Source organism: Mesorhizobium norvegicum, assembly GCF_004919685.1.
GTDB classification, from domain to species: Bacteria; Pseudomonadota; Alphaproteobacteria; order Rhizobiales; family Rhizobiaceae; genus Mesorhizobium; species Mesorhizobium norvegicum.
In genome coordinates this window covers 44,059-55,951 of record NZ_SMYZ01000060.1, presented here as the reverse complement: position 1 = coordinate 55,951, position 11,893 = coordinate 44,059, and the positions used below count along the sequence as shown (strand labels likewise).

Annotated in this window: 13 protein-coding genes; 1 reads left to right on the top strand and 12 read right to left on the bottom strand. The window is 64.7% G+C overall.

What is annotated here, in order from left to right; all coding sequences use genetic code 11:
* Positions 1–6 precede the first annotated feature (6 nt).
* The 8 genes from FCU66_RS24580 to FCU66_RS24545 form a co-directional block, all read right to left on the bottom strand.
* A complete protein-coding gene (locus FCU66_RS24580; RefSeq protein WP_136620139.1) occupies positions 7–870 on the bottom strand; it encodes a branched-chain amino acid ABC transporter permease in 864 nt (287 codons plus the stop codon).
* 67 nt (positions 871–937) lie between these two features.
* The gene (locus FCU66_RS24575) at positions 938–1,639 is read right to left on the bottom strand and encodes an ABC transporter ATP-binding protein (protein WP_136620140.1); all 702 of its coding nucleotides are present in this window, start codon (positions 1,637–1,639) and stop codon (positions 938–940) included.
* Positions 1,639–2,355 carry an ABC transporter ATP-binding protein gene (locus FCU66_RS24570; RefSeq protein ID WP_136620196.1) on the bottom strand — a complete coding sequence of 239 codons (717 nt, stop codon included), beginning with the start codon at positions 2,353–2,355 and terminating at the stop codon, positions 1,639–1,641. Before FCU66_RS24570 ends, FCU66_RS24575 begins: the two co-directional genes overlap by 1 nt.
* 87 nt (positions 2,356–2,442) lie before the next feature.
* On the bottom strand, positions 2,443–3,717 hold the full coding sequence (locus tag FCU66_RS24565; RefSeq protein WP_136620141.1) for an ABC transporter substrate-binding protein: 1,275 nt from the start codon (positions 3,715–3,717) through the stop codon (positions 2,443–2,445).
* Between the two features lie 27 nt (positions 3,718–3,744).
* Positions 3,745–4,809 (bottom strand): maleylacetate reductase, encoded by a 1,065-nt coding sequence (locus FCU66_RS24560; RefSeq protein WP_136620142.1) that lies wholly within the window; start codon positions 4,807–4,809, stop codon positions 3,745–3,747.
* Positions 4,806–5,465 carry an alpha/beta hydrolase gene (locus FCU66_RS24555; protein ID WP_136620143.1) on the bottom strand — a complete coding sequence of 220 codons (660 nt, stop codon included), beginning with the start codon at positions 5,463–5,465 and terminating at the stop codon, positions 4,806–4,808. Before FCU66_RS24555 ends, FCU66_RS24560 begins: the two co-directional genes overlap by 4 nt.
* The gene (locus FCU66_RS24550) at positions 5,462–6,421 is read right to left on the bottom strand and encodes a VOC family protein (protein ID WP_136620144.1); all 960 of its coding nucleotides are present in this window, start codon (positions 6,419–6,421) and stop codon (positions 5,462–5,464) included. The genes FCU66_RS24555 and FCU66_RS24550 overlap by 4 nt, the downstream gene beginning before the upstream one ends.
* Positions 6,422–6,424: 3 nt before the next feature.
* Positions 6,425–7,330 (bottom strand): dioxygenase family protein, encoded by a 906-nt coding sequence (locus FCU66_RS24545; RefSeq protein WP_136620145.1) that lies wholly within the window; start codon positions 7,328–7,330, stop codon positions 6,425–6,427.
* A 93-nt stretch (positions 7,331–7,423) separates the two neighbouring features.
* On the opposite strand from FCU66_RS24545, the gene FCU66_RS24540 reads away from it, so the two are divergent.
* Complete coding sequence (locus FCU66_RS24540) at positions 7,424–8,374, top strand: LysR family transcriptional regulator (RefSeq protein ID WP_136620146.1); 951 nt, start codon at positions 7,424–7,426, stop codon at positions 8,372–8,374.
* A gap of 42 nt (positions 8,375–8,416) precedes the next feature.
* On the opposite strand, the gene FCU66_RS24535 is transcribed toward FCU66_RS24540, so the two are convergent.
* From FCU66_RS24535 to FCU66_RS24520, 4 genes are read right to left on the bottom strand one after another with little or no spacing between them, the layout of a single operon-like run.
* Positions 8,417–9,145: an ABC transporter ATP-binding protein gene (locus tag FCU66_RS24535; protein WP_136620147.1), complete on the bottom strand. Its 729-nt coding sequence runs from the start codon at positions 9,143–9,145 to the stop codon at positions 8,417–8,419.
* Complete coding sequence (locus tag FCU66_RS24530) at positions 9,145–9,909, bottom strand: ABC transporter ATP-binding protein (RefSeq protein WP_136620148.1); 765 nt, start codon at positions 9,907–9,909, stop codon at positions 9,145–9,147. Before FCU66_RS24530 ends, FCU66_RS24535 begins: the two co-directional genes overlap by 1 nt.
* Positions 9,910–9,911: 2 nt before the next feature.
* Positions 9,912–10,871: a branched-chain amino acid ABC transporter permease gene (locus tag FCU66_RS24525; protein ID WP_246093999.1), complete on the bottom strand. Its 960-nt coding sequence runs from the start codon at positions 10,869–10,871 to the stop codon at positions 9,912–9,914.
* Positions 10,871–11,782, bottom strand: a complete 912-nt coding sequence (locus tag FCU66_RS24520; protein WP_136620150.1) for a branched-chain amino acid ABC transporter permease — start codon at positions 11,780–11,782, stop codon at positions 10,871–10,873. The genes FCU66_RS24525 and FCU66_RS24520 overlap by 1 nt, the downstream gene beginning before the upstream one ends.
* Positions 11,783–11,893: the final 111 nt, after the last annotated feature.

Here is an 11,893-nt window from a genome sequence, read left to right as displayed (position 1 = left end):
CGCCCCTCAATCCACTGCGCGCGGAAAAAGCCCGCGCGGCTTGAGCAGCATCACGGCCAGGAAGGCGATGTGGCCGGCCAGGATCTGCCATTCCGGATTCAGCACCGCACCGAACGTCTGCGCCACGCCGATGATGATCCCGCCGGCAAGCGTTCCCCACAGGCTGCCGAGGCCGCCGATGATCACCGCCTCGAAGGCATAGATCAGCCGCGCCGGCCCGATCGAGGGATCGAAGTTCGCTCGCATGCCGAGATAGAGCGCCGCCAGCGTCACCACGACCATGGCGATCCCGGTGGCGATCGCGAAAATCCGCTTCGGCTCTATCCCCATCAGCCCCGCCGTCACGGCGTCGTCCGAAGTGGCGCGGAAGGCACGGCCGAGGGCGGTGTGGTAAAAGAGCCCGTTCAGGGCAATGATCATCACGATCGCCGAGGCAAAGGTCATCAGCGGCATGATCCCCACCGTGACCAGCCCGAGATCGAGCGACGCCCCCTCCAACGCGCCAACCGGAATGCGGCGGCTGTCGGCGGAAAAGACCTCGAGCAGCCCGTTCTGCAGGGCGACCGACAGGCCGAACGTGACGAGAAGCGGCGGCAGGATGTCTTTGCCCAGCACGCGGTTCAAGACGGCGGCCTGCAATAGCCAGCCGAGCGCGAACATCACCGGCATGGCGACCAGGGCGGCGATCCAGGGCGACAGGCCGAGCAGCGTGACGCCCATCAAAACCAGATAGGCGGCAAGAATGATGAGGTCGCCATGGGCAAGATTCACCAGCCGCATGATGCCGAAGACAAGGCTCAACCCTGCTGCAAACAGGGCATAGAGCCCGCCCAGCAGAATCCCCTGCACGAGGGTGTCCAGCCAGATCATCGCCGCGCCACCTCGATCAGGCCACAACAGCACTGCGCGAGCAAACGACGGAGCCTCGGTTCCCGCGTCATGCCGCCACTCCGAAATAGGCAGAATGTATTTCTTCGCGCGTGACCTCTGCCGCCTTGGCGACCAGCATGACGCGACCCTCCATCATGCAGTAGACGCGATCGGCCACCGCCAGCGCCTTGCCGATATCCTGCTCCACCAGCACGATCGCGGCGCCGCCTGCGCGGATCCTGGGAAGGGCTGCGTAGATATCGCGGATGACGACGGGCGCGAGGCCGAGGCTGATCTCGTCGCAGAGCAGCAATTCGGGGTTCGACATCAGCGCCCGGCCGATCGCCACCATCTGCTGCTGGCCGCCCGAGAGTGCGGTGCTGGGGCTCTTACGCCGCTCGCGCAGGATCGGGAAAAGGTCATAGACCGTGTCGAGGCTCCACGGCCCCGGCACCTTGCGCGCTTGCCCGCCGACCAGCAGATTTTCCTCGACGGTCAGCGAAGGGAACAGCCGGCGGCCTTCCGGCACCATGGTGATGCCGCGCTTCATGATCTCTGCCGAAGACAGCGCGCCAATCGGCTCGCCCCTGTGCAGCACCATGCCGGGCTCATTGCCGATCACGCCCGTGATCGAGCGCATCAGCGTGGATTTCCCGGCGCCGTTGGCGCCGATGATCGCCACGCATTCGCCCGCGGCCACGGTGATATCCACACCGAACAGCGCCCGGAACTGGCCGTAATTCGCGGTGAGGTCGCGCGTTTCCAGCATCAGACCTCGAGCCCCAGATAGATTTCGCGAACCGCCTTCGAGGCCATGATCTCATCGGGCGCACCGATCCCGATCACGCGCCCGAAATCCAGCACGAGAAGCCGCTCGACCACCGACGTCAGGGCATGCAGCACATGCTCGATCCAGATGATGGTGGTTCCCCTCGCGTGGATGGCTCTGATCGTTGCGACCAGGGCCTTGCATTCGCCCTCCGTCAGACCGCCGGCGATCTCGTCCAGGAGCAGAAGCTCGGGGCCCGTCGCCAAGGCGCGGGCGAGTTCAAGGCGCTTGCGATCGAGAAGGCTGAGCGAGCCGGCCACGACGTTGGCCTTCCTCAGAAGCTCCGCCTCCTCGAGGATACCAGCGCAATCGTCGACCATTTCGGCCTCGCGTCCGCCCCGGCCGAAGGCGGCGGCAGTCAGGAGATTCTCGAACACGGTCAGCCCCTCGAAAGGCTGCGGAATCTGGAAGCTGCGGCCGACGCCCATGCGCACCCGCTCCATGGCCGGAGCACGGGTCACGTCGCGGCCGAGGAATTCGATGCGACCCTCATTTGCAAACAAATTGCCGGTGATCAGGTTGAAGAGCGTCGATTTTCCGGCCCCGTTCGGACCGATGATGCCCAACGCCTCGCCGCGCGGAACCGTGACGGTCACGCCATCCGTAACCTTCAGGGCGCCGAACGATTTCGAGACGTTTTCCAGCCTGAGCATCATTGCTGCCATTCTTGGGCTACCATTCTTGGGCTACGATCCTTGGATTGCGCCGAACGAGGGCGGCGGCATCAGCCGCCCTCGGCAGCGTCAGGCCAGGGCTTCCATCTTGCCGGCGGCGGGAATCTCGGAAGCGCCGGCGTTTTCGACGATCACCAGATCGAAGCCGCCGCCGGTCTTCTTGCGCCACTGCCCGCCAACGAGCGGCGTCTTGCAGACGTTCTTCGCGGCGAAAGGCGGCAGTCCCGCACCGCTCCAGGCCACCTTGCCCACCACGGTCGTCATGTCCGTGGCCGCTATCGCCGTCGCGATCGCCTCGGCATTGGTCGGATCCGAAACGCGGCCCATGACATTGGCCGCCACTTCGAACAACGAATGGACAAAGCCGATCGGCTGGGTCCAGGGACGCCCGGTCTTGGCGGTGAAATCCGCCGCGAGTTCCGCCGAACTCTCGCCGGTCACGGACGATTTGAACGGATGCGAGGCCGACCACCAGACCTCGGACGAGAGGTTGTGGCCGGCATCGCCGAGCGTCTCGACCGATTGCGGGAAGAGGATCGCCTTGGCCACCGTCACTGCCTTGGGCTTGAAGCCCTGCTGGCGGGCCTGGTTCCAGAAGGTGGTGAAGTCGGGCGGAATGACCACACCGGTGACGATCTCGGCATTGGCCGCCTTGAAGGCGTTGACCTGCGCGGTGAAATCGTCCGAGAGGTTCTGATAGCGACCAGGATCGGCAAGGCTGAAACCGGCGGCATCGAGGCCGGGCTTCAACCCGTTCTTCGGGTCGCCCCACGCATTGCCGTCGGCATCGTTGGGGAACAGCCCGCCCACCTTGCCGTTGGTGGAAAGCTGCTTCCACATGCCGGTGTAGACGGCGATGATGTCTTCGAGACCCCAGAAATAATGATAGGCGAAGTTGAAGGGCTTCCACGAGGACGGATCGGCCGGATTGCCCTGCTGGCCGATGAACCAGGGCTGCCACGGCGCCATCGTCGAGATGACCGGCATGCCCTCCGCCTCGCAGGTGGTGGCCACCGGGTTGGTGTTCTCGGGCGTCGAGCCGACGAGCATCAGGTTGATCTCGTCATCGACGATCAGGCTCTTCGCCACCTCGGCCGCGCGATTGGGGTTCGACTGGCTGTCCTTGACGATGACCTCGAAGTTCTTGCCCGCCTCGGAAGCGAGGAAGGCCTTGATGTTGTAGGCATCGCTCTCCGCGAAGCCGGCGAGTGGCCCCGTCTGTGGCGAAACATAGCCCAGACGGATCTTGGCGCCTTGCGCGATGGCTGGCGTCGCCAGGCGCGAACCGGCCAGCGCCAGGCCTGTCGCCGCCGAGGCTTTCAGTAGGCTGCGTCTTGTGATCATGTGTGGTTCCTCCCTCTTGTTTTGTTCTTAGTCCCCCGGACGGCGTCCCTCCCACGCCGCCTGAAGGAGTTCCCTTATCGATCCCGGGTCGATCGGCCTCGGATTCGCATAGGCATTCTTCACCGCGATCGCCGCCGCGCGGTCGAGATCGGCCTCCTCGATGCCGATCGCCTTCAGGCTCAGCGGCGAGCCGACGGACTGAGCGAAATCCCAGAGCCCCCCGCCCGCCGAGCCGCCACCGAATGCATCGGCGATCGGGCGCAGCAGATCGGGCACCGCCGCTTCGTTGAAGGCGGTCGTGTACGGCAGCAGGATGGCGTGGGTTTCGGCATGCGGCGTGTCGAACGAGCCGCCGAAGACATGCGCCAGCTTGTGATGCAGCGCCATCGAGACATAGCCAAGCGCGATCGAGCAGCACCACGCCGCATAGAGCGCCTGCGTCCGCGCCGCGCGATCCCGCGGATCACCGATCAGCCTTGGAATGCCGTCCCGGAAGGCAACCATGGCATCCCTGCACATCAGCACGATCACCGGATTGCGATCGGGGGCATAGAAGGCCTCCATCGCATGGGCGATCGCGTTCATCGCCGAGGTGACGGTGAGACCTACCGGCAGGCTCAGTGTCAGATCGACGTCGTAGATCACCGTCTCGGGGCGAATGTCCGGCGAGCGGCGGGTGGTCTTCTCGCCGGCCGCCGTCTCACCCAGGATGTCGGTCATTTCCGAGCCGGCATAGGTGGTGGGAATGACCACCTGGTCGGCGCCCGTGCGCACGGCAATGGCCTTGCCGAGCCCGGTGGTCGAGCCGCCGCCGAGGCTGACGACCGCCGAAGCACCGCTGGTGCGGAAGGCATCGACGGCTTTTTCCGTAACCTCGACGGGGGTATGCATGACCGCGCCGGCAAAGATCCCGGCGGCGAGGCCGCCAAGGCTTGCGGCCAGTCTTTCCGCATCGCCCTTCTGATGCGGTGTCGACAGCACCATCACCTTGTCATGGCCGAGCCGCCGGACTTCCTCCTCGACGCGAGCCATGGTGCCGGCACCGAAGACCACCCGTGTCGTCAGGCCCGGAAAGATGAAGCTGTCCATCATCGCGCCGCCTCCATACGCGGGCCACGCCCTGCCGCGAGGTCGTCGAGGATCGTGCCCAGCATGGCAATCTCGGCGTCCGAGACCTCATGGCCGCGGCCCGGGAACAGATCGGCCCGCAGGCTCGCGCCAATCCGGCCCAGCGATTGCGCGGCATCGGCAAACGCCGAGACCGGAATCCAGGGATCGGCATCGCCACCGGAAAGATAGATCGGCATTCCGGCCGGCCCGGCCTCGGACCTTTCGTCCGCCGGAACACCGACACGGCAGCCCGTGAAGGCCACCAAAGCGTCCGGCGGCGGCAGTCCCGCGCAGAGATATTCGATCGAGAGACACGCCCCTTGCGAGAAGCCCGCGAGAAGCAGCGGCAGTCCGGGCAGTTCCGCCCGCGCCGCGACCACGGCGGCCGCAAGGTGGTCGAGCGCGTCGGAAAGCTGCGCGCGGGCGACCGGCGTCAACGGGTCGACGGCACGCGCCTCCCACCACATGCCGAGCGGTGCGCGCGGCAGGATGAAGGCCACGGCAGACGCGGAAAGCCGCGACAGCACATGGGACTGCATCTCTTCGGGCGATTGGCCGCGGCCGTGGACGAAGACGCAAATCGCCTTCGCCTCCGGGCCCCTTGGCCCAAGCCGGAGCGGACCGCTGCCTGAACTCACGCGAAATCCGCCTCTTCCAGGCCGGCCTGCAATTCGCTCTCGCGGTCCTTGAACCATGGCGGGAAGACCAGCGTCTTGCCGATCTGGCCCGGGAGCTCGTCCTTGGCCCAGCCTTCCGGCGTGGTCCAGGCAATTTCGAACAGCGCGCCTCCGGGCGAGCGGACATAGCAGGACTTGAAGTAGTTGCGGTCCTTCTGCTCCGATATATCCGTGAAGCCGAGGCCCTCGATATGAGCGCGCAGTTTCAACTGGTTCTCTTCGTCGCCGGTGTTGAGGGCGAGGTGGTGGATCGTGCCGCCCGCCAGCGTCCAGGTGCCCTGCGGGCTGTCGCGGTCGACAATGACCTCCACGCGCTGCGCGACGCCGGTCGCATCCGGCACGCGGAACACGAGCCCCTCGTGGTCGTCGGCCTCTTTCTCCAGCGGCAACGCGATGGTCAGGAAGTCGTCCATGGCGGTGCGGTCCATCACCGCAACCACGGCGCCGTAGATTCCCTTGATGCCATGGGCCTTGCCGATGCCCTGCGCCTCGTTGGTGATGGGCGTACGTGGATCCCTGTCGCTTTCCACCAGCTCATGCGGGATGCCGCAGGGATGTGCGAAAGCCGCACGGTCGGCGCCAAAACGGGTGATCTTGATGGCCTCGATGCCGCGCGCGTTCAACCGGTCCACCCAGAAATCCGCGGCCCCCTTGGGGATCGACTGCATGATGGTGCGTGACTGGTTGGTCCCGCGGCGGCCATAGACGCCTGGCTTGCGAAACGGGAAGGTAGTGATGATCGTCGAGGCATCACCGTTGGGCGAGCCGTAATAGAGGTGATAAACAGGGATGACGCCGTCGAACAAGACGGTGCGCTTCACCGAATGCAGGCCCAGTGCCTTGGTATAGAAATCAAAATCTTCCTGAGCGCTGTCGGTCGAGAGCGTCAAATGGTGGTAGCCGCTGACACGTGCCATCGGTCATCTCCTCCCAGAGGTTTCGGTTTCGCCCCGCCGCTGCGGGCAGAGCACGAGGTTGAGGTCGAGCGCGTACTTCCGCTTTCCTGCATTGGGCGGCAGCGCGCGGAACTCGGCCATGAGTTCGGGTTTGACCCCGAAGATCGCATCCCGGCCGATCGCAGGGTCCGACCGGTCGAAGATGTGGGTGGTCAGCGTTTCGAAGCCCTCCGCCGAGACGCGAAAATGGATATGGGCCGGCCGCTCGAGGCCAAGGCCAAGCGCTGACATCAATTGACCGACCGGTCCGTCCGACGGCAGCGTGTAGCCCTTCGGCTTCACAGTCGCGAAGCGGAACCGTCCCTGCGGATCGGTACGGAACCGTCCGCGCAGATTGAATTCCGGCTGCCGGTCGGGTTCCTGGTTCTCGTAGAGACCCTCGGCATTGGCCTGCCAGATCTCGACCATCGCATCGCCGATCCCCGCGCCGTCGAGCGCGACGATCCGGCCCGCAACCTCCAGCGGCTCGCCCTTGTGATCGCGCGAGATGTTCGCGCCGGGCGGCATCTCCGGCACATCGGCCCGGTAGAAGGGCCCGGCCAGGGTGTTTGGTGTCGCCCCGGCGGGGCGCGGGCTGTTCTGATCCTCGATCAGCGAAGACACGCCCAGGACGTCGGCGAACAGCACCCATTCCTGGCGCCGCGCATCGGCGTAGTGGCCAACCTCGGTCAGAAAATCGATCGCCTGGCGGAATTCCTCGCCGGAGGGCCGCAACTCCACGATCAGCGCGTGCAAACCATCCACTGCTGCCTGCGCCGCCGCCGCCAGGCGGGACTGGCCCATTGCTGTCAGACGCCGCGAGAATTCCTCGGCCTGCGTCGAGATCGCCTTGGGGAACTCATCCCTCTTCGGGTCGTGCTGGCCGTGCATTCCGCCGGGGCCTCCCTTCCCCTTGCCAAGCGAGATAGCACGGCCCGACGCGATGCTTGATGAGATGTGACGTCCCTTGTATAGCGTTTTGCTATGAAGCTGAACGAGCGCCACCTCATGCAGCTCGCCGCGGTGCTGGATGCCGGCGGCGTGTCGGAAGGAGCCGCCATGCTGGGCCTGACCCAGCCGGCGGTCAGCCGATCGCTGGCCATGCTGGAGGCGCGGGTGGGTGAGCCGCTCTTCCTCAAGGGCCGCCGGCCGTTGCAGGCGACACCGCTCGGCTTCCAGCTGGCGGCGCAGGGCCGCACGATCATCACCGCGTCGCGCAAGGCGTCGGATGCGGTGCAGGGCTTCATGAAAGGCACGAAGGGCGTCGTCCGTGTCGGCGGCGTGCCTTTCTTCATGGATGCGATGATCAGCCGGATGATAGGGGAATTCCAGAAACTCGAACCCGAGGTCACCGTTCAGCAAAGCTATATGAACCTGCCCGAGATGGTCGCGGCGCTGGAGAGCAACCAGATCGACCTCGGCATCGTGCCGATCGGCGTGCTCGACCTTGGACCCGGCTTCGAATTCACCGAGATCCTGCCCGGACGCAACGTCGTGGCTTGCCGGCCCGACCATCCCCTGCTGCGAAATCGCCGCCTCAGGGCGCATGACCTGACCAGCTTTCCCTGGGTGGCTCCCCTGCCCGGCTCTCCGCTGATGTCGGACCTGCAGATGATCCTGATGAGCATCGGCATGTCGGACCTGAACATCCGCTATTCGGGAGGCTCGCTGATGAGCGTGATCAACTTCCTTGCCGAAACCGATGCGCTGGCAGTGCTGCCATTCTCCGTGGTCTTCGCGCAGCGCAAGGAGAACCGGGTTACGGTGCTGCCCTATGAAATCCCGCAGCCCAGCCGCTCACTCGGCATCCTGCGCCGGGTCAGCGGACCACGCTCGCCGGCGGCAGAGCGCTTCGCCGGCCACGTCACGACCGCCTTCGAGAATCTGAAGCACATCATCAAACGGCACGAGAATGCCGTCGTCTGGGGGCGCTGATGCATGTCGCCCGAAAGTAGCCTCTGAAGAAGAGACCGGACCTTAGGCGGCGACGCCGCCTAGATAGGCGCTGATGACCGCTTCATTACTCGCGAGATCGCTGCCAAGGCCCTCAAGAACGACGCGCCCGGCTTTGAGCACATAGCCGTAGTCGGCGAATTTCAAGGCGACTTTGCTGTTCTGCTCCACGAGCAGGATGGTCACGCCTTCGCGATTGAGGCGCTGCACGATGTTCATGACTTCCTTGATCAGTTGCGGCGCCAGGCCCATGGAAGGCTCATCGAGCAAGAGCACCTTGGGCGCGGCCATGAGGGCCCTGCCGATCGCCAGCATCTGCTGCTCACCGCCCGAGAGGTTCCTTGCATCGCCATTCTGTCTGCGCGCCAGGATGGGGAAGAGCTCAAAAACGTGGTCCAGCCGTCGCCGGCGCTCGACGTCGTCGGCAAGCGTAAACGAGCCGAGGTCAAGGTTCTCCTTGATCGTCATGTCGCCGAAGATACGCCTTCCCTCCGGGACGTGGACGAGCCCGCGATGCGGCAGGCGATGGGCAGGAACCCTGGTTATGTCCTCGCCCAGGAAGCGGACACTTCCAGAGGATGCGGCAACAAGGCCCGACAGCGTGCGCAGCGTGGTGCTCTTGCCCGCACCGTTCGCGCCAAGCAGGGCGACGATCTGGCCGCGCTTGACCGAAAGGCTGACGCCATGAAGAGCTTCGATGCCGTCATAGCGCGCGACGATGCGGTCCGCGGAAAGAACGATTTCGGCGTCCATCATTCCTCCGTACCCAGATAGGCTTCGATGACCCTGGGGTCTGCTCGCACGGCCTCCGGCGACCCGTCGGCGATCTTCTGACCGTAGTCGAACACCACGATCTTCTCCGACACTTGCATGACCAGGCCCATATCGTGCTCGATCAGCAGGACCGTGACGCCGGTTTCGTCACGGATGCGGCGGATCAGGTGCACAAGGTCCAGCTTCTCGCGCTCGTTCAAGCCGGCGGCAGGCTCGTCCAGCAAGATGAGTTCGGGCGTCGACGCCAAAGCCCTTGCGAGTTCGAGCCGCCGCTGATCGCCATAGGAAAGACCGCCGGCGCGGCGATGCGCATGCTGCTCGATGCCGACGAAATCGAGCCAGCGCATGCCGGTCGCGCGGATCGCCTCCTCCTCGCGCCGCTGTGCCGGCAAGTGCAGGATCGCCGACACAATGCCGTGGCGGCTGCGGCAATGCTGGCCGGACATGGCGTTTTCCAGAACGGTCATTTCCTTGAACAGCCTGATATTCTGAAACGTGCGGGCGAGCCCGAGCGCGGTGATGCGATGCGGCGGCAAACCGGTAATTGGCCGGCCGCTAAGGCGGATCGAGCCGCCCTTCGGCTTGTAGAAGCCGGTCAGGCAATTGAAGAGCGACGTCTTGCCGGCCCCGTTCGGCCCGATAAGACTGTTGATGGCGCCCTTCTCAACCGAGAACGAAATGTCGTGAAGGACTTTCAGTCCTCCGAAACTGAGGCGCAGATCGCGGACTTCCAGCAAGGCCATGGTCAAACTCGCTTGTCCGGCCAGAGCCCGTTCGGCCTGAAGAGCATGATTGCCAGCAGCGCAACCGCGGTCACCAGCGGACGGTAGGTGCCCGCCCCGCGCAGCACCTCCGGAAGCAGGGCCACGAGAACAGCACCGAGCACAACGCCGGGAATGCGGCCCATGCCACCCAGGACGACGCCGAGCAGGATGAGAAGCGATTGGTTGAAGGTGAAACTCTCCGGCGAGATGGCCGTCATCTTCGCGGCGTAGAGGCACCCCGCCACGGAAGCGATCACCGCGCCCATCATATAGGCCTGCAGCTTGGCCGTGACACGGTTGATGCCGATACCGGCGGCGGCGTCCTCATCATAGCGAACATAGAACCAGGCTCGTCCCATTCGCGACCGCTCGACGCTCAGGCAGACGAAGGCGGTGAGCAGCGCGAGCACCAGGAACGCATAGTAGAAATGCTGCACCTGCATCAGCTTGAAGCCGAAGATCTCCGGCCGCTCGATGCCGATGAGGCCGCTGGCGCCACCGGTGATGTCGAGGTTGCGGGCGATGATGCGCACGATCTCGCCAAAGCCCAGCGTCACGATCGCCAGATAGTCGCTGCGCAGTCTCAATGTCGGAGCCCCGATGATGATGCCAGCCACGCAGGCTGCCGCCATGGCGACCGGGATGGTGAGCCAGAAATTGAACCCGAATTCCGCGGTCAGGATGCCTGACGTGTAGGCGCCCACCGCGAAGAAGGCGGCGTAGCCGAGGTCGAGCAGGCCGGCATAGCCGACGACAATGTTGAGGCCGAGGCACAGAACGACATAGAGCAGCGCCGTGGTCGCCACCTCCGTCACATAGGCGTTGGCGAATTGCGGCAACACCAGCGAAAAGGCGAGCGCCGCCAGGCCAGGCAGCACAACGGACCAGCGCATCAGTCGCGGTTGCGCGGCAGCCGGCATGGTCCTCACTTCATCGGTCATCACACCCGCTCCACGACAGAGCGACCAAGAAGGCCGGTCGGCTTGAACACAAGGAACAGGATCAGGGTCCCGAACACGAAGACGTCACGCCACTCCGATCCGACGAAGGGCAAGGACGAGCCGAAAGCCTCGAGCAGGCCGAGCAGCAATCCGCCGAGCATGGCGCCCGGCACGCTGCCGATCCCGCCTATGACAGCGGCGGTGAAGGCCTTGAGCCCCATGATGAAGCCCATGAAGAAATGGACACTGCCATAATAGGCGCCGGCCATGACCCCGCCGCCGGCGGCGAGCGCCGAACCCATGAAGAAGGTCAAGGCGATCACCCGGTCGACATCGATGCCCATCAGGCGGCTAGCCCCCATGTCGATGGACACCGCGCGCATCGCCTTGCCGTACATGGTGCGTGAGACAAAGGCCTGCATGCCGGCCATAAGAGCGATGGAGGCGGCCACCAGCACCATCTGCGTGTAGGTGATGTGAACGGTGGAAATATCGACGCCGGCAAAACCGAGGTCCGTGTTGAAGGCATAATGCCGCCCGCCTGTCAGGGCGAGTGCGGTGCCGTTCAGCACCATCGACGCACCGAGCGCCGTGATCAGGATGGAGAGGCGCGGCGCATTGCGCATCGGCCGATAGGCGAAGCGTTCGATGACAACGCCGAGCAAGCCGACGACCAACATCGACACCAGCAGGGCGCAGACCACGCCCAACCAGCCATTGCCGACCCATATGCCGACGAAGGAAAACACGATGAGGCCGACGAAGGCGCCATTCATGTAGATGTCGCCATGGGCAAAATTCAGGAGCTTGATGACGCCGAAGACCATGCTGTAGCCAAGCGCGATCAGGGCATAGAACGAGCCGACGATAAGACCGTTCACCAGTTGCTGAATAACCAGGTCGAGCGTCATTGATGCTCCGGGGGCAGAATTGAAAAAGTCTTGCCTGGGCGCAGCGTCGGCGCGCCAGACAATCGGCGGTGACGCCGAGGCCGCCACAAGGCCGGCCTCGGCGTCAATCTG